The sequence below is a fragment of the Actinomyces sp. ICM47 genome (assembly GCF_905369875.1).
GTDB lineage: Bacteria > Actinomycetota > Actinomycetes > Actinomycetales > Actinomycetaceae > Pauljensenia.
In genome coordinates, this window is record NZ_CAJPJE010000007.1 from 55,961 (window position 1) to 78,092 (window position 22,132).

Consider the following 22,132-nt stretch of genomic DNA (forward strand, 5'->3'; position numbering starts at 1 on the left):
AATGCGTGGATATGTGCCCGATCAGATGCCGCAGCGGGACGATGCGCTAAACCGTACGTCAGCATGCCGAGCGCCGCTGGTGTGGAGGGTGCCGGAGGGGCCTGGAACACCCGTGGGGCAACGTAGCAATACCAGAAATCATGCGGGGCCTGGCTGCGGTGCCGGTGGGCGGTGGCAGGGCCTGGCCGGGCTTCGAGACGACGCGCCGAGCGAAGCTCGCGGCGCGGACGGCTCGCGGGCGGGCCGCCGCCCGCCGGCATGCCAAGCAACCCGGCCTCACGGCAAGGTGCGACGGTGCCCGGAGCACCCGTGGAACCACACACCACCGTCGGCAATCAGCCAGAATACCCAGCCAGCAGCGTCGCCAGGTGGACGCCCCCGCGGCCCGCGAGCTGGGCTGCCTGGGTGCGGCACGAGAAGCCGTCCGCCAGATACACCGCGTCCGGCTGAGCATCAAGCGTGGGCAGCAGCGAATGCGATGCGACCGCGACTGACAAGTCGTAGTGGCCCGCCTCCATGCCGAAGTTACCGGCCAGGCCGCAGCAGCCTTCGAGTCGGGTCACGCGCGCCCCCAGCGACTCGAGCAGCGCCTGGTCGGTGTCCCACCCCATGACTGAGTAGTGGTGGCAGTGCGGCTGCGCGACGATCTCGACGCCCTCCAGGCTCGGCAGGCGACGCGCGGACGCTGGCACGGCCGACAGAACCTCGGCGAGCGTTCGCGTCGCGCCCGACACGAGCGCCGAGCGCGGATCCTCGGGCAACAGGTCGAGCAGGTCGTCGCGCAGTACCGCCGTGCACGAAGGCTCAACGCCGACAATTGGGATTCCTGACGCCGCGAAGGGAGAGAGCACACTGAGCAACGACGTCAAGTGTTTCTTCGCGCCCGTCAGCTGACCCGTCGTAATCCACGTGAGTCCGCAGCACGCGTCCGGAGCGACGATGGGCGCAAACCCGTTCGCCTCGAGCACGTCGACGACCGCGCGCGCCCCCGTGTCGTCCAGGGTCTGGCTAAACGAGTCCGCCCACACGAGCGCATACGGCCGCCCGCCCGGGTCGCGTGGGCCGTTCAGGACGGTGGAACCCGACATCGACGAGGCCGTGGCCCCTTCGCGCTCACGAGCAGAGTCAGACGAGGCCGGGGCTGCATCGCGCTCGCGGGCCTCAGAAATGGGATCCGATGAAGCAGACGCAGGAACGTTACTTGCCAGCAGGTTGCGGCGGCGAGCCCACGCGGTGAAGGTGCCGGACTGGAGGGCGGGCATGCCTCGGCGAGGATCGAGGCCGATGATGCGGAAGGCAAGCGACCGCAGGGGAGCGACCGACATGATGGCGTTTGCGATGCGTGCCAGGCCGGGCACGCGCGCGGTGACGCGGGTGAGGCGCGGCAGCCAGCCGAGCGTGTAGTGGCTGAGGGGGCGCATGCGTCCCCGGTAGGTGCGGAAGAGTGCTTCGGAGCGGTAGCGTGCCATGTCGACGCCGGCGGGGCAGTCGGTGGAGCAGGCCTTGCAGGCCAGGCACAGATCGAGGGCCTCGAGGACTTCGGGGGAGTCAATGGCCTTTACGAGCTGCGAGTTCGCGGCTTCCTGGAGGATGCGGGCGCGCCCTCGTGTCACGTCTTTCTCGTCGCGTGTGGCCAGGTAGGAGGGGCACATGAAGGTCCCGGAGACTCCGGCGCGGCACTTGCCCACGCCGGTGCAGCGGTGGACGGCGGCTGTGAAGTCGCCGCCGTCGTGGGTGAACGCGAAGCCGCCGTCGGCGGGCATGGGGTGCGCGGCGACGCGCCGCAGGTTGGCGTCGAGCGGGTCGACGCCGGGCTGTAGCTCGAGCGCGCCATCGGCAGGGGCGAGGCCGGTGCCGATGGCAGCGCCAGACACGTCAGGCGACGGCGAGGAGTCGATGGCGGCCCCATCGTTGGGCTGGAGTGCGTCATCGGCAGGGGCGAGGCCGGGGCGGGTGGCGTGCGCGTCGTCATGATCGGTCAGGGCGGTGGCAGGCGCGCCGTTTGCCGCCAGCCCGTCAGGACCCCCGCTGTGCACCGCAAGAACCCGCGCCCGAGCGCGCGAGGCGGCCTCGGCCTCGTCCATGGGGGCGGCGAGCACCCCGGGGTTGAGGAGGTTGTCGGGGTCGAAGACGTGCTTGACGCGCGCGAACAGGTCGAGCATCTCGGGGGAGTACATGAAGCGCAGGAGTTCGCCGCGGGCTCGTCCGTCGCCGTGCTCGCCGGAGACGGAGCCGCCGTGGGCGGCGCAGATGCGGGCCGCGGACTGGAGGAACGCGCGCGAGTGAGCGACGCCTTCCGGGGTCTCGAGCGGCATGGCGAGGCGCACGTGCACGCAGCCGTCGCCGAAGTGCCCGTACAGGAGGCCGTCGATGTCGAACTCCTCCATGAGGGCGGTGAAGTCGCGCAGGTAGGCACCGAGGTTCTCGGGTGGGACGGCCGCGTCCTCGAAGCCGGGCCATGCCTGCTGGTCGCCGCCGCCCGCGCCGTCCGGCGGGGTGCGCCCGCCCAGGCCCGCACCGTCGGCGCGGATCCTCCACAGGGCCGAGGCCTGATCCCCTGGCGGGTAGACGACCGTGTCGATGGCAGCCGAGTCGGCGCACAGGGCGCGGGCGCGCTCCAGGGAGGCGGTGACGTCTTCACCGGGGGCGCCGACTTCGACGAGGAGCCAGCCTTCGCCTTCGGGTAGGGCGGGCACGGCACCGGGGCCTTTGTGGGCGCGTACGACGTCGACGAGGCGGCGGTCCATGCCTTCCACGGCGAGTGGGGAGTGGGCCAGCAGCGCGGGCACGTCGTCGGCGGCCTCGATCATGGACCGGTAGCCGAGGGCCGCGAGCACGGGTGCGTCGGGCAGGGGTACGAGGCGCACGGTGACGGAGAGAATCAGGACGAGGGTACCCTCGGTGCCGGTGAGCATGGCGGCGAGGTTGCGCCCGCCTTCGGGGGTGAGGTGTTCGAGGGAGTAGCCGGAAACCTGGCGCTTGAAGCGGCCGAGCTGCGTGCGGATGGGGGCCAGGTTGGTGTCAATGAGGGAGGCCAGCCCCGGCACGTCGTGCAGCGCCGAATCGTGCGAGGTAGTGGCCGTGAAGCGGCGTCCCTGCCCATCGATGCACTCGAGGGAGACGATGTTGTCGGAGGTGCGCCCCCAGGCGGTTGCGTGCGGGCCGCACGCGTTGTTGGCGACCATGCCGGCGATTGTCGCGCGGTTCTGGGAGGAGGGGTCGGGGCCGAAGCGCAGGCCGTACTTGGCCGCCGCAGCCTGCAGGGTCGAGCCGACGCAGCCGGGTTCGACGGTGGCGGTGCGGGCCTCAGGGTCGATGGAGATGACGCGGTTCATGTACCGCGAGAAGTCGAGGACGAGGCCGGGGCCGATTGCGTTGGACGCGCACGAGGTGCCGCCGCCTCGGGCGGTGAGGGGGACGCCGTGGGCGCGCGCCAGGTGGAAGGCGGCGACCGCTTGCTCGGGCGTGCGCGGGAAGGCGACGGCCAGGGGCGGGATGCGCGTGAGGCCGGCGTCGGAGGAGTAGCGTGCTCGCGTGCCGACAGAGGAGTCGACGTCGATGAGTGTACGCAGGTCCGTCAGGAAGCTCTCGCTCATGATCCCAGTGTGTCACGCGCGCGTCGCGCGGGGTGGAATGTCCCGCTGTGCGGATGGTCGCGTCGGAATTGGCGAGGCCGTGGAGCGAGAGTGGTCACGCGCGGAGCGCGTGCGGAGTGCGTAGGAGGGGCCGACGGTGCTGCTGCGAGACGCCTGTTGCTCACAACGTGGACTCAGGCGGGTTCCGGGTCGTCGATAATGAGTTTTGGGAAGGGTGTCACAGGGACGGGCATGCGTTCGATCGGCGGCATATGCGGACTGACCGGTTGAGAAGTATTCGGGTAGCGTGGAGGCAGTGTCTTATTACTAACACAATATGGAGATAGTTCATTGCGCGTCTCCTCGGACGCTGGAACTCGGGGTTCTGGCGCCGAGTATTCAATGAGGCGCAGGAATTTTCTGCCCATTGCTACCCGCCTTGCCTGTCGTGTACTGCCTGCTACGCGATGGTTTAACCAGATGGAAGATGGTGTCGAATCTGGTTTGCGCGCGTCAAACCTAATTCTACACGAGATGAATCATGCCCTGTCATGCGTCACAAACAGTTATTCGACACATGTCAGACAAAAAGGAGGTCGAATGGTCAAAAACCGCTCCCTATGGCCCAAAGGAGAGGAAATGCAGTGGTGCTTTTGTGGGGCCATTTTATAAATTCTGTCCGCGAGGTAAGTGTTAAAAGAGTGTCTTATAGATAAAGAGCAAGAGGATGGTGGGCTGTCGACATAAGACTAACATTTACACGGTATCTATCGCAATACCCCTGTGTCTTCTGCGTTTCTTTTGGAACGTATGAAACAATGACCAAGAGCGCTCCATACACGTGAAGGATAGATCGATGGCCCTGTTTGAGTTCGAGGATGGACACCTCGTGCCTGCTCAATTCGGGTACCCAGTTTCGTATGATCTGGGTCCTGAACTGGTCGACGCTATCTGCCAGCAGGTCCTGCAGATTGTGTCGCGTCCGCTGTTCCCGGTGACATGGCGTGACATGACGGGACAAGATGATGAGGAGACGCCGCGCCTGACGGCGCTCGACGTGACGGGGCAGATAGTCTCCGTTGAGATCCTCAAGCTCCTGGATTCCGAGACCCTGATTACGTCGCTGTCACGTCTGGCCATCGTCGCGTCCCTGTCCTGGTCTGACTTGGCGGGTGAATATCCGACGGGATCTGAGGGTTTCCGCGCTGGCTGGGCGCAGTTCCGCGATTCGATGCCCCCAGCTGTCGGCCCGGGTCCCCGTCTGATCATGGTCGCCGGTGAGATCGACCCGTCGGTGCGCCCCGCCCTGTCGATCCTGGCTACCTCCGGTGTCGAGGTGCATCTCATGAACCTGCGTCAGATGTCCAACGGTCGTCTCTTCCTGGACGTCAATGCTGTCGGCCCGCGCCTGTATGGGCATGCCCCGCAGCTTCTTGGAAGTGTGGCTGCCGCATCCGCGATTGCCGCGGGACCCGCCCCGGACGTGCCCGAGGCGCCTGTCGACTCCGAGGAACTCGAGGCTGCCGCTGAGGAGAATCTGGACGATGTAGCCCAGGCGATCCCAGAGCTGCCCGTTCCTCCAGTCACCGATGCCGATGCTGAGGCGGATGGGGACGGCGACGCTGGGGATGCGACCGAGTCCGAGACTCCGACGACTCGCCCCACCCCGAAGGTTGCTCCCCACCTACGCGACGCCTTTCACTACTCGGTCGATGAAGAACCTCCGGCCCCCTGGAAGTCCAAGGATTCCCCCGAGGAGCAGAGTGACGAGGCTGGGGCTGGCTCCGATGAACTGGTCGAGGAATTCGTCGGGGAAGAGACCGAGATCGACGACCGCTTCGATGAGGCCGCCGACACGGTAGAAGCTGACGACACGGACGGGCAAGTCGGGGAGGATTACGACGCGGCTGATGAGCACGCCACGGAAGCCTTCGACGACGCCGAGGAACGCATCGAGTCCGAGGGTGAGATCGACGGTGGCGACGAGCGCGAGCAGGTCGAGACTCTCGACGCGGAAAGCGACGACGAGGAAGAGCGTCACGACGACGCTGAACCCCACGACGAGGAACGCGACCGCGGCGAGTCCGCCGCAGGCGACGCTGCTGACGAGGCCGCCGCGGACGACAATGTCGACGCCGAATACGGTCACCCGGAGGAGCATGCGGTGCACGTGGGTGACGAGCTGGATGGCAACGAGCAGGGCGAGACCGGCGAACAACGATGGGAGCGCCCGGCACACCTCGGTAGTCGCGCCTCGCGACGCGCCCACGTCGAGTCCGCCGAGGACCTCAACGACGGCGGAGCAACCGACGCGGCCATGGCCTCGTCCGTCGACCACGAGGAAGAATCCCCCGAGGTCATCGCGGCCCGCGAAGGGGGCGTTCCCGTCCTCGGACGCGACGAGGCTGGTCTGCGCACGCTCGCGCAGATCCTCGGCGAGGATACTCCCCTCGTGGCGCGCGGCGAACTCGGCCTTCCTAGCGACCTGGTGCTCGCGGCCAGCGGTGCGATTTCATGCGCCGGCCTGACTTATCCGTCCCTCGAGACGATGCTGACCGCACGCGGCATGGGCCACATCGACGTGTGGTCCTTCGTCCGTATCGGCGACCGCCTGGGGCCGACGCTGGCCGAGGCCCTCGACGAGGTTAACCGTGAGATCGTCCGCGAATACGCGAACGTGCCGCGCGGGCGTCGCGTCGCCAAGCACTGACGCACTGACTGTCGGGTGAGGCTCGGGATCAGATGATCCCGAGCCTCACCCTCGTTGTGTGCAGTAACACCGCTTCTGTGCCCCCGCGCCGACCCGCCGCTCAGCCATGGCCTCGTTGCGCGTGGGCGACGGGTGCGCGAGCGCTAGTCGACGAACGCCTCGAGCCAGCCGCGCATCGTGGCGTACACGGCCTCGCGCACGGGCGCGTCCGACAAGACGAGGTCATGCTTGCCAGGGAAACGCGCGATCGTCACCAGGTCGGACAGGCCGAGGCTGCGCTGCGCGATCACGACCGGATCCAGCACGGTATCGGAGGTGAAGGCGCGCTCGCACCACGCCTCGTCGAAATATGCAGACGTGGACACCATCGACAGGACCGGGCATTCCAGGTGCACGTCCTTCTCGACCGTCTCGTGCCCCGCCATGATCGCTTCCAGCCACGAGGCGGGCACCGGGTAGGACTCGGGGCGCTTCCACTCGTGAGCGATGGGCCACCCGACAACCGACGGATCCTCAGGCGAGAGCCCCTCAGGGATCGGCAGGCCCGAGGAGGCACGCCCCGCGAGCGAACGCCCGTAGTGGCCCGCGCCTCCCGTGGGGACCTCCCACATGGGGCTGCGTGCCGCGATGCGCCCGATGACGGGGGCCATCGCCCCGCGCCAGGACGCCATCGACTGCATCTCCAGCCACGCCGAGTTCAGGATCAGACCGGCCAACACGCCCGGGTGGCGGTGCGCCCACAGGGTCGCAACCAGACCACCCGTCGAGTGCCCCATGAGGATGAGCGGCTCGTCGTCGCGCTCGGAACGGATCAGCTCGATGGCCTCGCCGATCTCCTCGTCGTACACCGACAGGTCGTCCGCGTATCCGATGGTCTGGTGGGGACGCAGGGAGCGCCCGTACTTGCGCATGTCGAGCGCGTAAAACGCGGCACCCGCCTCCCGCAGACGATCCGCCATCTCCGTCTGGAAGAAGTAATCGTTGCGCCCGTGCAGGTACAGGACCGTCACGTGGGTGCTCTCGGGCGGGGTCGCGCGCACGAGGGTCGCGACGCAGGGCCCCTCAGCGTCGTCGAGCAGCTCAATCGTGCGCGACTCGTAGCCCTCACCCAGGATATCGGCACGCCACTGAAGCCCGGGAGGGCCAGCCTCGCCCCAGGGGGCCATGACGTCGCGCTCGGGGATCCCCTCGGCCGCCAAAGCGTCGGCGTCCACCCCGGACAGGTTGGGCAGGCCGCTCGTGTCCGGTATCTGCTCGCCATCGGGCGTGGGATTGCTGGTAACGCTCATGGGGTCAGCATAACGTGCGAGGCCACCCCGGCCTCGTCGATGAGGAGGCGGAAAAAGGGTGGCCTCGCGGAGAAAGAGCGCCGATCAGGCGAAGGAGGACGCGCGCGAGGGGATGCGCTCGTTGAGGAACTCGTTGAGGAGGGATGTGAGCTGGTCGTGCTCGATGAGGAATCCGTCGTGGCCGTGATCCGAGTGAATTTCGCGGTAGAACGCGCCGGGAATGCCCGACGCCATCTGCCAGACCTGCTCCGGGAAAAACAGACGATCCGAATCCACCGCGACGACAAGCGTGCGGGCGGTGACAGCCTTGAGGGCCTGTGCGACGCCGCCACGGTCGCGACCCACGTCGTGAGAGAGCATCGTACGACACAGCGTGACGTATGAGCCGGCGTCGAAGCGACGCACGATCTTCTCGCCGTGATAGTCCAGGTAGGATTCGACCGCCAGGCGACCGCCATGCAGGGGGTCTTCGTCGTTCTGAGGAATGCGGCCGAAGCGCTCGTCCAGCTCGGAGGGGGAGCGGTAGGTCGTGTGCGCGATCTGGCGGGCGAGCGCAAGACCCGCGGTGGGGCCGGGACCCACGTAGTAGTCGCCGCCACGCCACGCCGGATCCAGCTCGATCGCGCGGATCTGCGTGTGCGTCCACGCCGCCTGATCGGCCGTCGTCTGCGCGCCTGAGGCTACGACCACGAGGCGGCGCACGCGCTGCGGGTAGGTGACCGCCCACTCGATGGCGCGGTGCCCTCCCAGGGACGTACCGATGACGATGTCCCACGTATTGATGCCGAGCAAGTCGGACAGGAGGGCCTCGGCGCGGACCTGATCGCGCGTAGAGATCACGGGGAATCGCGAACCCCAGGGCGCGCCGTCCGGTGCCAGCGAAGCCGGGCCGGTCGAACCCTGACAACCACCCAGCACATTCGCGGCCACCACGAAGTAGCGTTCGGTGTCGATGATGCGTCCCGGACCCACGATCTGATCCCACCAGCCGGGGGTCGGCTGGCCGGGTGCCGCGTCGCCGTACACGTGGGCGTCACCGGTGAGCGCATGCAGGATCAAGACGGCGTTTGAGCCGGTGTCATTCAGGGTGCCCCATGTCTCGTAGGCCAGGGTCACGCTGGGCAAGATTGAGCCATTTTCGAGGCGCTGGGCACCCAGGTTGGCGAACTGGCGGAACGCGACCGGGTCGCCTTCACGCCACGCGCCGGAGGTGGGAGCGGGGGGCAGATTATGGCGGCTCATGGGGCCTTCTTTCGCGGGGGCGGCGGGTAGGGGAGAGCAGCGGCGGCCTCGGAGCCTCAGGAGTGTGTGTATCCCCGAGGTCGCCGGCGGGTCTGTTAGGCTGTGGCCGCGCGGGCCGCGTCGAAGCCGAGCTGCAGGTCGGCCAGGATGTCCTTGATGTTCTCCAGGCCGATCGACAGGCGCACCGTGCCGGGCGCGACGCCGGCCTTGGCCAGCTCCTCCTCGGTCAGCTGCGAGTGCGTCGTCGAGGCCGGGTGGATGACGAGGGACTTCGCGTCGCCGATGTTGGCAACCACCGGCAGGAGCTTCACGCCGTCCGCGAAAGCCCGGCCGGCCTCGTACCCGCCCTTGATGACGAAGGAGAGCAGGCCGCCCGTGCCCAGCGGCGCGTACTTCTTGCCCAGCTCGTAGTAGGGGGAGGACTCCAGGCCCGCGTAGTTGACGGATTCGACGTCCGGGTGTGCCTCCAGGAAGTGGGCGACCGCCAGCGCGTTGGAGACGTGACGCTCGACGCGCAGTGACAGGGTCTCGATGCCCTGCGAAATAAGGAACGCGTTGAAGGGGGAGGTGACGGCGCCCAGGTCGCGGTTGATGAGCGTCTGGATGCGCAGCAGGAACGCCAGGTTCGCGCCCAGCGCGCCGCCCACGCCCATGTCACGGGCGTAGACGAGGCCGTGGTAGGACTCGTCCGGCGTGTTGTAGAGGGGGAAGCGCTCGGGCTGGGAGGCAAAGTCGAAGTTGCCCGAGTCGACGATCGCGCCCGCGATCGAGGTGCCGTGGCCGCCCAGGTACTTGGTGGCCGAGTGAACGACGATGTCCGCGCCCCACTCGATCGGGCGCACCAGGTAGGGGGTGGCGACCGTGTTGTCGACGATGAGGGGCACGCCGACCTCGTGGGCGACCGTTGCGATGGGCTCGATGTCGAGGATGTCGCCCTGCGGGTTGGGGATCGTCTCGCCGTAGAAGGCGACCGTCTTGTCGTCGGCGAGTGCGCGCCAGGCCTCGGGGTCGAGAGGGTTGGGGACGAAGCGCGCCTCGATGCCCAGGCGTCCCAGCGTGTTCTTCAGCAGAGTGACGCTGCCGCCGTACAGGGAGGGGGAGGCGACCACGTTGTTGCCGGCCACGGCCAGGGCAAGGATCGACAGGGCGGTCGCGGACTGGCCGGAGGAGACGAGGAGGCCGCCGACGCCGCCCTCCAGGGCGGCGATGCGGGCGGCGACGCCGTCGGTCGTCGGGTTGGTCAGGCGCGTGTAGATGGGGCCCAGCTCCTGCAGCGCGAAGCGGCTCGCGGCCTGCGCAGTGTCCTTGAAGGCGTAGGAGGAGGTCTGGTAGATGGGCAGGGCGGTCGCGCCGGTGGCGGGATCAAGGTCGTATCCGGCGTGAATCTGCTTGGTTTCGAAGGACCAGTCGTTGGCGGTCATTGTGCGGCTCCTGGGGTCGGGGGTGGGTCGTCTCTGATTCCCCTCCGGCGGGCCGCAGATGCGGTGAAGTGAATATGCGTCAATGCGCGTCCCGCTGTCGGGGGACTGCGCGGCAGTCGCTGGTGCTGACGCGCAGTCAGCGGCACATTCGACGGTTCATGATTCCCATTCTTTGTCATGGACGAGGCTATGGCGCGTTGGTCCCGGATGGTGGACTTTTGTAACCGGGTTGGCTGGCATTCAAGAAGGAGTTATAAATGTGAGAGGGAGTACATGAGTGGTGCCCTCTGGGTAGGTTGCTCAGTAATTGCGGGGTGATTATGGTGCTGGTGTTACCGATGGTGCGATTGGTACATGCGTGAGCTGTGTGGAGTTTGGTGTGTTTGTTGCCAAGCGTGATGAAAGTGGATAGGCTTCTTTTCAGTACTCGCCTACGGGCGTCCACCCACGCATGTACGAGATGAGACGACGATGAGACAACGAGGAACAATCCGCACGGCCCTGACGGTCTTTGCCGCCAGCGCTCTGCTGATCTTGCCGCAGATGGCACAAGCGGCTCCCTCCGAGGAGGAAATCGCAGCCGCCAAGGCGGCCGAAGAAGCCGCTTCGATGAGTGTCGCCGAGATTGAGGTCAAACTGGCCGAAGTCAATGCGACCGCCGCCACTGCGACCCAGAATGCCCAGATCGCCGGCGAAGACCTCAACGAAGCCCAGATCGCGCTGAACGCTGCAACCGCGACAGCTAACAAGGCCTCAGCCGACGCCGACGCTGCCGAAGCCGCGTTCCAGGAGGGCAAGCAGCAGATCGCCTCCGTCGCCCAAGCCACCTACCGTAACGGCGGTGGATCTCTCGACGCCATCGCTCCCTACTTGGAAGCCGACGGCCTGCGTGGCGTCGAAACCAAACAGGTCGGCATCAACTCCTTCTCCTCGTCCGCCGAGGCGAAGATGCAGAACGTCGCCGCCCTCGAACAAGTCGCCAAGGTTACCCGCGACGCAGCAAACACCGCGCTCGATAACCAGAAGAAGGCCACCGACGAGGTTCAGGCTCGCACCGATGCCGCCAACAAGGCCGCTACCGACGCTCAGACTCAGGCCAACATCGTTGCCGCCCAGCGCGACGCCTACGTCAAGGAGCTGGCCACCAAGCAGAACACCACCGTCGACCTGATCAACCAGCGCGAGGCCAGCCTCGCCGCTGAACGCACTGCCGCCGAACGTGCTGCCGCCGAGCAGGCCTCCGCAGCCGTCGCCGCCGCCGACAGCCAGCGCCGCGCCGACACCCCTGCTCCCGCGGCCGATGCAACTCCCGAGGCCCCTGCCTCGTCCCCAGCCCCCGACGCCTCGGCTGCACCCGCTGAAGAAGCGCCCGCACCCGCGTACGAGGAGCCTGCGCCCGCGTACGAGGAGCCTGACGACGAGGAACCCGCGTACGAGGAACCCGTGTATGAGGAGCCTGACGACGAGGAACCCGCGTACGAGGAACCCGTGTATGAGGAGCCTGACGACGAGGAACCCAGCTACTCCTACGGCGGCGCGTCCACCGCGATTGCCACGGCCATGACCTACCTGGGTGTGCCCTACGTGTGGGGTGGCGAATCCTACGGCGGCGTCGACTGCTCCGGCCTGACGATGCTCGCATGGGAGAGTGCCGGCGTAGACCTGCCACACCTCTCGCGCGCGCAGTACGGCTACGGCACGCACGTGTCCCTCGGTGACATGGAGGCGGGCGACCTGATCTTCTGGTCCTCCGATGGCACCCAGTCCGGCATCTACCACGTCGCCATGTACCTGGGCGACGGCGAGATGATCGAGGCTCCCACCTTCGGTGTGCCCGTGCGCGTGACCGGCGTGTATAGCTGGGGTTCGATCATGCCTTACGCCGTGAGGCTCTGAGCCGGATCGTTGCGGGGGGCCGCGCAGACTCAGTCTGCGCGGCCCCCCGTTTTGCATGGTGATGTGAGTGTTGCCATGGCTGCCGTGGTCGTGCGTGTTGTCGGCTGATTGTTGCCTCTGAGGTGTCCTGGGTTGCGTGGGCATCGGGGGTTGCGTGGGGGCGGGCACCCGGGGTGCGGGTACCTGCGCCGCGTGGGGCGAGCCTGCGGCGGCCTCGACTAGCATGGATGCATGCAGAAGTCAGCGACAGGTACTGATCCTCGGAAAGATTCGCGCGCGAGCGGCGAAAGCACCCCCACGGTCCTCGATAACTCGACGAAGCGCTTCATGCGTTTCATCCTGGGGTTGATGGCGCTTGGCGTGTACTGGCTGATCTGGACCTCCAACTGGCGGGACGCATGGGGTGACTGGTCGATGCGAGGCAAGATCGGAGCGGCAGTTCTGCCCGTCGGCTTCGTGCTTATCTGGCTGCCGATCATATGGGCGGCGTTGCGTTGGGCGATCCGCGATCTCATCAGAGCTTGGCGTTTGCCCACGCGGGGAAAGCACGCGAAGAAGCCGCGGCCACGGCTTGCCATCATTTGTTTCCTGATATCCGCCGGTATCCTCGCCGGCGTCGTGTATCCGTCGTGGAATCAACACCTGACGCTCGCCCAGGACCTGTGGGAGGGGCCTGTGCGCCACGAGCGTGTGGCGTGCGAGGCCTTCAACGATGGGAACGGCAGCGTCTCACCAAAGAACAGGTCCTGGAAGTACCTTCAGTTCACGCTGGTCGGGGATGACGGTTATTCGCAGAGCTTCCGCTTCAAGCGCGTGGACCTCGATCAAGAAACCGACCGTCAGGGCAGCCCGTTCAATACGATCCTAGGCGCGTGCGAGTCACCGGAGACGCGCATGAGTGTGTCCGTTTATCCGCGTACAGGCGTCATTTCCGAGGCCCGGGCGAGCAAGTAGTCAGAAACTCGGGGATACGATGTGGGCACGAGTGTCGATGTTCCACAGTCGCCGACCTCTCCGCCGCCGAGCGCATCCGCGCCGAAGGGCTGGAAGCCGAAAGGATGCGGAACTGAGGCTGCGTGGGCTGTCTTGATGACCGTGGTCGCCTTAGCTGACGTCTGCGTGTGGGTGCTCGCGTGGAAGCAAGACCTCGGCGCGGTTGCGCTTAACGGGCGTGTTCGTTTCATGTGGGTCCCGATCATCTTCCTGATCGGCTGGGTTCCCTTGGGCGATGATCTCCTCCGCGCGGTGGCCCGCCTCGGAGGTGGCGAGGCCGCGTCGGCTATTGTGGGCGCATGGGAACGACCGAGACAGGCCCCGATGGGTCTGTGAGCTATCTCTTCACCTCGAAGAATTTGACGTATCGACAAAAGCTCTACAGGTGGCTCATTATCGGCTGCTGGGTCCTGATGGGTTACGCGTGCGTCGGCGTCATCGTCTTCATAGACGATTGGGGGCAGTGGAGGTTCTATGGCGGTTTCGCCGCGATGGGGCTCCCGCTCCTGGTGCTCTTCTTCTCGTTGCGCTTCGTGTGGGCGCTACTGCGACGTCTCGTGCGAGTGGTCTGTGGGCGGGCGTCGGGGGGCGTGGTGGCACCCCTCCTGGGACTCGGGGTCGTTGGTTGCGTGCTGTGGTTGGTCTGGCATATCTCGTTCGTGTACCAGTGGCCCTACATAGAGGACTGGCGTCGGGGGACTGTGCGGCACGAGAACGTGGCCTGCCAGAACTTCCATACCGAACTGAGCACAGGCAAGAGGTCGCATCGCGAATATGTGTTCGACCTGGTCGCCGAGGACGGCACCGAGTGGAACTACCGCATTCGCGCATCAGCTATGAAAGAGAAGGCTGAGGATGAGCGGGAACCCTACGCGTCCGTCTACTACACCTGCACGGGTGAGGAGGATGGGCTGAGTATCGTGCTCTATGAGCACACGGGCATCATTACCGAGGCGTGGACGAACCAGGCGGGTCAGGTGCACTGAGTGTTCGTTCCTCCAAAAAATTGCATGCAATTCCCCTTCCCCCTGACCCGCGTGCCCCTGGCAAGTCGCGGTGAGTAAACGGTGGGGCCGCGCGAATCGTCGCGCGGCCCCACCGTGAAGTCTGACATACTCAGTGCTCGCCCTCGTGCTCCTTGAGGCGCTCGTAGGAACGACGAATCTCGGCCTCCGCTTCCTCGCGGCCGACCCAGTGTGCGCCCTCGACGCTCTTGCCGGGTTCGAGGTCCTTGTAGACCTCGAAGAAGTGCTGGATTTCAAGACGGTGGAACTCCGAGACGTCGTCGATCTCGGTGCGCCACGATGCGCGCTGGTCGGATGCGGGGACACACAGGACCTTGTCGTCGCCGCCCTTCTCGTCGCGCATGCGGAACATGCCGAGTGCGCGGCAGCGGATCACGCAGCCGGGGAAGGTGGGTTCTTCGAGGAGCACCAGTGCGTCCAGGGGGTCGCCGTCTTCGCCCAGGGTGTCGTCGATGAACCCATAGTCGTCCGGGTAGCGGGTCGAGGTGAAGAGCATGCGGTCGAGACGAATGCGTCCGGTTTCATGATCAATCTCGTATTTGTTCCGATTCCCCTTGGGAATCTCGATGGTGACATCAAACTCCATGGTCGCACCTTCCATTGTTAGCCCCGAAATTCGGGAGTCCGATTGGTTGTGTGCGAGCATGGGCGGGTACCCTAGATGCCTAGGTAACCACGAAGGGATATTCATGCATCGCACGTCTATGGGGCCAATTGTAAGCGCTAGCGCAGCGCTTGTGGCGGCAGTCGCCTTTTTGAGCGCTGGCTGCGCACCCTCCTCGGTCCCCACCCCCACGGCGGCACCGACTGCCGCCACGCTTGAGCCGGCCAGCGCGTCGGTGCCCACCCAGGCCTCGGGCAATCCGGTGAGTGAAACGCAGCTCGAGCAGCTGTGGCGGCCTGTCGCCGTTGGCGCGGACAAAGGCGATTACACCGCGTGGGGCGTTGTTGTGGATGCGCAGACGGGTGACATTCTCCTCGACGAAGACGCGGCTATCGGCCACACGCCCGCCTCCACCACGAAGACTCTTGCTGCTTTCAGCGCTCTCAAGCACCTGGATCCGACGGCGACGCTGACGACGAGCACGCTTCTGAGCGGCGACAAGCGCACCCTGTACCTCGACTCTGAGGGCGATCTGCTCCTGGGTGCGGGCGAGTCTGAGGAGACCGAGGTGTCGGGCCGCGCCGGCCTGCAGACTCTCGCAGACAAGACGGCGGCGGCCCTCACCTCGCGCGGTATTACATCCGTCACTTTGAACTGGCGGGGGACCCTCTTCGAAGGGGATTCGCACCTGCCTGCCTGGGACGTGCAGGAGGTTGGCGGCTACGAGGGGCACGTGGGTCCGATGGCGATTGACGCCGGGCGTACCGCCCCGGGCGCGTATGCGTTCCATGAGGATGCCCCCGGCTATGTTGCACAGGTGTTTGCGAAGGCCCTGACGTCGTCGGGCGTCGTCGTGAAACTCGGCACGGACGGGAAAGCACCCGCCGGCGGCGAGACCCTTGCGTCCGTGTCCTCGGCGACGATGGGGGAGCAGCTGCGCTGGATGCTGGCGCACTCTGATAACACGCTCGCGGATCAGTACTGCCGCCTCGCGGCGAGCGCTGCTGGCCAGCCTACGACGTACGCGGGCGCGGTCGCCATGGTGAAGGCTGACCTGGTGGAGGCCGGCATCCCCACTAGGGGTATGATCCTGGAGGATTGCTCGGGTCTGTCCACGAACGACAAGCTCAGTGCGAACACGCTCGTCGGTGTCCTGAAGGCCTCGTACCAGGCGCAGGGGAGCGAGGGGGACCTGATTCGCCTCCTGCCCTGGGCTGATCTGGTTGGCACGCTCGCGGATCGTATGACGGACGAACCCGCCGCTGGCAACGTTCAGGCGAAGACGGGTGCGCTTCAGGGTGTGACGACGCTGTCGGGTAGCGTGAGGACGCAGAGCGGCCGCGTTCTCCTGGTGGTCATTGGCCACGACCTGGTCGAGGGTGGCGCGTTGCCCACACGCTGGCGTTTGGACAGGTTTGAGGAAGGTCTTGCCGAGCTAGACTGAATCCATGGAAATGCCGTTTGGACCGCGCGACGTCGCGGGAGTTCTCGCTTCGATGTCCTACGCTGGCCCGTCGGCCTCGCGCGTGGGCGCGTGCGCGGTGGTGGCGCGCCTGCGCCGCTCGGCGGATTGGTCGAGTCGTAGGCTCGCGAAGCTGTCCACGTTGCCCGAGGCTTCGGCGACCGTGGCGGCATCCCGCACTGTCGTCGTGGACCGTCGAGGGCTGATTCGCAGGGTGGGGGCGGTCCTGGATCGTTTCGAGGACACGCGCACGCCGATGGTTCTCGCGGTCGAGGCCGTGGTCCTGCGCGCGCTCGCGAAGAGTGCGACCGGCATTTGGGACGTGTCGTCCGGCTGTAGCGTGCTCGTGGCACCGAACGTGCTGGCGGACGCGCAGCGCTATGCTTTGGATCAGACGGATTGGTGTCGCTGGGTGTCCCTGTGCACGGGGCTGCGCGGCGTGCATCTGACGCATGCGCCTCACCTGGTGGCCTACGTCGCTGATCTTGTCCGCGCGCTGCCGGAGCGCAGCGATGAGCTGGTGCGCATCGTGTTGCTGTTGGATGCGTTGCCGACGGCTGAGATGGAGGTGTTGACTCCGCGCGATCTGCCGTCGATTCATTGGCTGCGCACGCATCGCGCGCACGCGGGTGGCGTCGCTTTGGTCCGTGCGTGTGCGGCGGCGGGCATGCCGCTGTCGGGGGTTGAACTCCTGCAGGCACAGACCGAGGGCTTCGCGCGTACGGTCGTGCGCGAGGGTGCGATTGCGACGCTGTTGTCCAGCGTCGAGGCCCTGCCGAGCGCCCACGAGTACGCCGAACCTGCGGCGTGGCTGGCGCGTGTGCGCTGACGCCTCCCGCCTGGTGGGTGCGAACCCTCGGGGTTGCCTGCGTGCCTGCTCGCTGGCGGTGCGCTCGTGCTTGCGCTCGTTTATTGACGAGGCCGGGGTCCCTCCCGCTTTCATCGTTGGCTTGTCGGGCGGCGCGGATTCGCTGGCGCTTGCCCTGACGGTGATTGATGTGGCGTCGCGTGCGGGTATTGAGGTGGTGACGTTGACGGTCGACCATGGCCTGCGGGCGGGCAGCGCTCACGAAGCGCGCCGCGTCGCGGATCTCGCTGTATCCCTCGGGGCGCGCGCGCTCGTGGAGACCGTCCGCGTCGATGGGAGGGGAGGCCCCGAGGCCTCGGCCCGTGACGCTCGTCTCGCCGCCTTGCGCTCTCTTGCGCTGCGCGAGGGGGCACCCGTGCTGCTGGGGCACACGATGGATGATCAGGCGGAGACCGTGCTGCTGCGCCTCGCGCGCGGGTCCGGCCCCTCGTCGCTGCGCGCGATTGCGCCGATTCGCCGCGACGAGGACGGGGTGACGTGGCTGCGCCCGCTGCTGGGTCTGCGCCGCGCCGACACGGCGGGTGCCTGCGCGCAGGCGGCCCTCACGCCCGTCGAGGATCCGACGAATGCCATCGACGGACCCTGGCGTGCTGCCGATGGCAGTGCCCTGCGTCGCAGCGCTGTGCGTCATAGCGCGATCCCTGCCCTGGCCTCAGCCCTGGGGGTGGACCCCGTGCCGGCCCTCGCCCGCACGGCCGCACTGTGCGCGGCCGACGACGACGCCCTGAGCGAGTGGGCGAGCGGCCTCCTGGCTGTGAGCTGCGAGGCCTCGCCCGCGGCGGGGGAGGGGAGCCTCGCCTTGGTAGTGTCCGAGGTGTCAGGTGCTCCCCGGGCCGTGCGCGCCCGCGCGCTGCGCGAGGTGGCTAGTCGGGCAGGAATCCGCTTGTTGTCGGGGGTTCACGTGGACGCCCTCGACGACTTGATCGTTGCCTGGAGGGGGCAGGGGCCGATCCTGCTGCCGGGCGGCAGGGCCACGCGCGTCGGTCGCGGCACGCAGGCCCGTATCCTCTTCGAGGCGCGCTCTCCCGAGCCGACCCGAGACGGTGGGTGATGCTCAGGCCTGCCGAGGCCTCGTCGCTGCGATCCCACCCGCTCGGTCGCACGCGCGCGTGCGGAAGTTTGTCAGTGGAGGTCGCGGTGTGCGCAGGGCACATACCGGCTCCCTCGGGCGCTCGGAGCGGGCGAGCGTCACCACACGGTGTTGCGCTGACAGTGAGAATAGATGCCTTTTGAGCACAAACACGTGCTCTTATGGCACGCTTATAGTGCAACCGCTCGCGGAGCACTGATAGGAAAAGAGGACACGGTGGACGCCACCGACATGGGAAACGATCTGAAGGAAATCCTCGTCACTGCCGAGGACATGGACCGTAGGCTCGGCGAGATGGCCGAGCAGATTGACCGCGACTACGCGGGTCGGGAACTGCTCATCGTCGGCGTCCTGCGAGGGGCCGTCATGGTTATGGCAGACCTGTCGCGTAAGTTGCACACCCCGATCGAGATGGACTGGATGGCCGTCTCCTCCTACGGGTCGGGCACCAAGAGTTCGGGCGTTGTGCGCATCCTCAAGGACCTCGACCAGGATGTGGCGGGCCGCCACGTGCTGATCGTCGAGGACATCATCGATTCCGGTCTGACGCTGTCCTGGCTGAAGGCCAACCTGCAGGGGCGCGGTGCCGCCTCCGTTAACATCGCGACCGCGCTGCGCAAGCCCGCCGCCGCGAAGGTCGACATCGACGTGGCGTACGTGGGCTTCGACATTCCCGACGAATTCGTCGTCGGCTACGGCCTGGATTACGCGGAAAAGTACCGCAACCTGCCCTTCGTTGGCACGCTGCAGCCGCACGTCTACTCCAACTGACAACTTCGGAACCTCTAAGGGGCATACGTGAACGACAAGACGAAGACTAAGCGCCCGAGCTGGACTTGGGTGACGCTTCCCCTCGTCATCCTCATCGTGGGCGGGTGGTTCTTCTGGCAGGCCTTCCAACCGCGGTCGATTTCGACGTCCGAAGGTATGGCGCTCATCTCGGGAACCACGGTTGAGAAGGTCGTCCTCAATGAGGGCACCCAGCAGGTGAACCTCACGCTGAGTGAGGATTACCAGCATCAGAGCACCGGTGCGGGCGATCCGACGACGAACATGGGCAAGAACGTCTACTTCACGTATTCCTACGTCCAGACGAAGGACATCCTGGACACGGTCGCCGAGCAGGCCCCCGCGAAGGGATGGAACGCGGTGCGTCCCCAGTCCAGCGCTCTGGGTGCTATGTTCCAACTGATCGTCCCGCTGTTGGTCCTCATGGGCGCGTTCTACTTCATCATGCGCTCCATGTCGGGTTCGCGGATGATGGGCGGTTTCACGGCCTCGCGCGCTAAGGAGTTCAACCAGGAACGCCCGGACGTCACCTTCGCGGACGTCGCCGGTGAGGACGAGGCCGTGGAAGAACTCGAGGAGATTCGCGAGTTCCTAGCCTCCCCCGACAAGTTCCACAAGGTGGGCGCGCGCATCCCGCGCGGCGTTCTGCTCTACGGTCCTCCTGGAACTGGTAAGACCCTGCTGGCCAAGGCTGTTGCCGGCGAGGCGAAGGCCCCCTTCTTTTCGATCTCCGGCTCGGAGTTCATGGAACTCTATGTGGGCGTGGGTGCCTCGCGTGTGCGCGAACTCTTCGAGCGCGCCAAGAAGAACGCGCCGGCCATCATCTTCGTCGACGAGATCGACGCCGTGGGCCGCCACCGCGGCAGCGGCATCGGCGGCGGCAACGACGAACGCGAGCAGACCCTGAACCAGCTCCTCGTCGAGATGGACGGCTTCGACGAGCGCGCCAACATCATCCTGATCGCCGCCACGAACCGCCCCGACATCCTCGACCCGGCGCTGCTGCGCCCCGGCCGCTTTGACCGTCAGATCGCCGTCGAGGCCCCGGACCTCAAGGGCCGCGAGGCGATCCTCAAGGTGCATGCTCAGGGCAAGCCGCTCACCGCGCAGGTTGACCTGCGCCAGATCGCCAAGCGTACCCCCGGCTTCACGGGTGCCGACCTGGCGAACGTTCTCAACGAGGCCGCGCTGCTCACCGCTCGCTCGGACATGCAGTTCATCGACGACCGTGCGATCGACGAGGCCATCGACCGCGTCATCGCGGGCCCGCAGAAGCGCACGCGCGTCATGAACGACCACGATAAGGCCGTCACCGCTTACCACGAGGGCGGCCACGCCCTGGCCGCAGCCGCCCTGAACTACACGGACCCGGTCACGAAGGTGACGATCCTGCCGCGCGGCCGCGCCCTGGGCTACACGATGGTCATGCCCACTGAGGACCGCTTCAACAAGACCCGCAACCAGCTCCTCGACGACCTGGTGTACAGCATGGGTGGGCGCGTCGCCGAGGAAATCGTATTCCGCGACCCGTCGACCGGCCCCGCCAACGACATTCAGCAGGCGACGAAGACGGCCCGCGCGATGGTCACCGACTACGGCATGAGCGACCGCATCGGCATGGTCAAGCTCGGCGATGCCGACACCGAGGCCTTCGGCCACGGGTCCGGCGAAGGTCCGCGCGCCTTCTCCGACGAGACCGCCGCGATCATCGACGAGGAGGTCCGCCGCCTCCTCGACAACGCGATGCGCGAGGCCTGGGAGATTCTGACGAACAACCGCGCGATCCTCGACACCCTGGCCGCGCGCCTCCTGGAGGAAGAAACCCTCGACGAGGCGCAGCTCGCGCAGATCTTCAAGGACGTCGTCAAGGCCCCCGAACGCCCCGTGTGGAACTACCAGTCCGACGCGGCCGTGCCCGGTGCCCGCCTGGGCAACCCGGTCGGCGTCAGCTCCGCCCAGGCCTCGGCCCCCGATGCCTTCCAGACGCCCTCCATCGACGTGAGCGACGTGATGGACACCACGCGTACCGAGGACGAGGAGCAATCGTGACCTACGATGCCGCAGCCGTGGAAAAGGCCTCGCGCGACCTACTCATCGCCATCGGCGAAGACCCCGAGCGTGAAGGCCTGATCGGCACGCCCGACCGCATGGCACGCGCGTGGCGCGAAATGTGCTCCGGCCTGTTCGAGGACCCCCGCGAGCACCTGCGCACGCAGTTTCACGCGGGCACCGATGAACTCGTCCTCGTGCGCGACATCACCTTCCACTCGGTGTGCGAACACCACCTCCTGCCCTTCTACGGGCGCGCGCACGTGGGTTACATCCCGCGCGGCGGCGTCGTCACAGGCTTGTCGAAGCTCGCACGCCTCGTCGAGGGCTACGCGCGGCGCCCCCAGGTCCAGGAGCGTCTGACCGCGCAGGTTGCCGACGCTATCGCCGAGGTCCTGGATCCCCAGGGCGTCATCGTCGTCATCGAAGCCGAGCACATGTGCATGTCGATGCGCGGTATCTCCAAGCCCGGCTCGTCCACCGTGACCAGCGCCCTACGCGGCATCATGAGCGACGGTGCCACGCGCGCCGAGATGATGGCCCTCGTCCTGTCGGGGAGCCGCTGACGTGTCCGCGCTTCCCCTGCCCCCAGCCCCGGCCTCGTCCCCGGTTCCCGCGCCTCCGGCGCTGCCGGGCGGCCTAGCCCTGCCGACCGGGCGCGCGGCGATCATGGGCATCCTCAACGTCACGCCCGACTCCTTTTCCGACGGGGGCCGCTACGCGGACGTAACCACGGCGCTCGCGCACGCCCGGGCGATGATAGCCGCCGGTGCCGACCTGATCGACGTGGGCGGGGAGTCCACGCGGCCTAACTCCACGCGCATCACCCCCGAGGAGGAGTGGGAACGCATCGGTGCTGTCGTCTCCGCGCTGGCAGGCGACGGCATCGTCGTGTCCGTGGATACGCTACACGCCTCAACCGCCCGCGCGGCCGCGGACGCCGGAGCGGCGATCATCAACGACGTGAGCGGCGGGCGCTGGGACCCCGACATGAACGCCGCCGTAGCAGCGTCGGGATGCGCCTACGTGGTGCAACACTATCGTGCGCTGCCGGGCATGCCGGGGGAGCATTTCGACTACGGCGAGGACATGGTGGGGACTCTTATTGAGCGTCTCAAC

Annotated in this window: 17 protein-coding genes; 12 read left to right on the forward strand and 5 right to left on the reverse strand. The window is 66.7% G+C overall.

Annotation, left to right across the window (positions count from 1 at the left end):
* Nucleotides 1-335 precede the first annotated feature (335 nt).
* Nucleotides 336-3,596, reverse strand: coding sequence for an FAD-binding and (Fe-S)-binding domain-containing protein (locus tag QZ149_RS02735; RefSeq protein ID WP_291449679.1), 3,261 nt, complete (start codon nt 3,594-3,596; stop codon nt 336-338).
* A gap of 835 nt (nt 3,597-4,431) precedes the next feature.
* Between QZ149_RS02735 and QZ149_RS02740 the strand changes: the two genes are divergently transcribed.
* Complete coding sequence (locus QZ149_RS02740) at nt 4,432-6,285, forward strand: hypothetical protein (protein WP_291449682.1); 1,854 nt, start codon at nt 4,432-4,434, stop codon at nt 6,283-6,285.
* 143 nt (nt 6,286-6,428) lie between these two features.
* Here QZ149_RS02740 and QZ149_RS02745 read toward each other — a convergent pair whose 3' ends face one another.
* The 3 genes from QZ149_RS02745 to QZ149_RS02755 form a co-directional block, all read right to left on the reverse strand.
* Entirely contained in the window at nt 6,429-7,574 is a 1,146-nt protein-coding gene (locus tag QZ149_RS02745) for an alpha/beta hydrolase (RefSeq protein ID WP_291449685.1), read from the reverse strand.
* 84 nt (nt 7,575-7,658) lie between these two features.
* Nucleotides 7,659-8,816, reverse strand: a complete 1,158-nt coding sequence (locus QZ149_RS02750) for a homoserine O-acetyltransferase (RefSeq protein ID WP_291449688.1) — start codon at nt 8,814-8,816, stop codon at nt 7,659-7,661.
* Nucleotides 8,817-8,911: 95 nt separating this feature from the next.
* Nucleotides 8,912-10,237: a PLP-dependent transferase gene (locus QZ149_RS02755; protein WP_291449690.1), complete on the reverse strand. Its 1,326-nt coding sequence runs from the start codon at nt 10,235-10,237 to the stop codon at nt 8,912-8,914.
* A gap of 471 nt (nt 10,238-10,708) precedes the next feature.
* Here QZ149_RS02755 and QZ149_RS02760 point away from each other — a divergent pair, with 471 nt between their 5' ends.
* The 4 genes from QZ149_RS02760 (at nt 10,709) to QZ149_RS02775 (ending at nt 14,112) form a co-directional block, all read left to right on the forward strand.
* Nucleotides 10,709-12,133, forward strand: coding sequence for a C40 family peptidase (locus QZ149_RS02760; protein WP_291449693.1), 1,425 nt, complete (start codon nt 10,709-10,711; stop codon nt 12,131-12,133).
* Between the two features lie 231 nt (nt 12,134-12,364).
* The gene (locus QZ149_RS02765) at nt 12,365-13,087 is read left to right on the forward strand and encodes a hypothetical protein (protein ID WP_291449695.1); all 723 of its coding nucleotides are present in this window, start codon (nt 12,365-12,367) and stop codon (nt 13,085-13,087) included.
* Between the two features lie 135 nt (nt 13,088-13,222).
* Nucleotides 13,223-13,462, forward strand: a complete 240-nt coding sequence (locus tag QZ149_RS02770) for a hypothetical protein (protein WP_291449697.1) — start codon at nt 13,223-13,225, stop codon at nt 13,460-13,462.
* The gene (locus QZ149_RS02775; RefSeq protein WP_291449699.1) at nt 13,459-14,112 is read left to right on the forward strand and encodes a hypothetical protein; all 654 of its coding nucleotides are present in this window, start codon (nt 13,459-13,461) and stop codon (nt 14,110-14,112) included. Before QZ149_RS02770 ends, QZ149_RS02775 begins: the two co-directional genes overlap by 4 nt.
* A 130-nt stretch (nt 14,113-14,242) precedes the next feature.
* On the opposite strand, the gene QZ149_RS02780 is transcribed toward QZ149_RS02775, so the two are convergent.
* A complete protein-coding gene (locus QZ149_RS02780; RefSeq protein WP_009056664.1) occupies nt 14,243-14,737 on the reverse strand; it encodes an inorganic diphosphatase in 495 nt (164 codons plus the stop codon).
* A gap of 103 nt (nt 14,738-14,840) precedes the next feature.
* Between QZ149_RS02780 and dacB the strand changes: the two genes are divergently transcribed.
* The 7 genes from dacB to folP all read left to right on the forward strand — a co-directional run.
* A complete protein-coding gene (gene dacB, locus QZ149_RS02785; protein ID WP_291449705.1) occupies nt 14,841-16,199 on the forward strand; it encodes a D-alanyl-D-alanine carboxypeptidase/D-alanyl-D-alanine-endopeptidase in 1,359 nt (452 codons plus the stop codon).
* A gap of 4 nt (nt 16,200-16,203) precedes the next feature.
* Complete coding sequence (locus tag QZ149_RS02790; protein ID WP_291449707.1) at nt 16,204-17,046, forward strand: hypothetical protein; 843 nt, start codon at nt 16,204-16,206, stop codon at nt 17,044-17,046.
* Nucleotides 17,036-18,136, forward strand: a complete 1,101-nt coding sequence (gene tilS / locus QZ149_RS02795) for a tRNA lysidine(34) synthetase TilS (protein ID WP_291449709.1) — start codon at nt 17,036-17,038, stop codon at nt 18,134-18,136. Before QZ149_RS02790 ends, tilS begins: the two co-directional genes overlap by 11 nt.
* A 270-nt stretch (nt 18,137-18,406) precedes the next feature.
* Nucleotides 18,407-18,946, forward strand: coding sequence for a hypoxanthine phosphoribosyltransferase (gene hpt, locus QZ149_RS02800; RefSeq protein ID WP_198002814.1), 540 nt, complete (start codon nt 18,407-18,409; stop codon nt 18,944-18,946).
* A gap of 27 nt (nt 18,947-18,973) precedes the next feature.
* The gene (ftsH, locus tag QZ149_RS02805; RefSeq protein WP_291449712.1) at nt 18,974-21,013 is read left to right on the forward strand and encodes an ATP-dependent zinc metalloprotease FtsH; all 2,040 of its coding nucleotides are present in this window, start codon (nt 18,974-18,976) and stop codon (nt 21,011-21,013) included.
* Nucleotides 21,010-21,579: a GTP cyclohydrolase I FolE gene (gene folE, locus QZ149_RS02810; protein ID WP_291449715.1), complete on the forward strand. Its 570-nt coding sequence runs from the start codon at nt 21,010-21,012 to the stop codon at nt 21,577-21,579. Before ftsH ends, folE begins: the two co-directional genes overlap by 4 nt.
* Before the next feature lies 1 nt (nt 21,580).
* A partial coding sequence (folP, locus tag QZ149_RS02815) for a dihydropteroate synthase (RefSeq protein WP_291449717.1) occupies nt 21,581-22,132 on the forward strand: 552 nt, incomplete at its 3' end.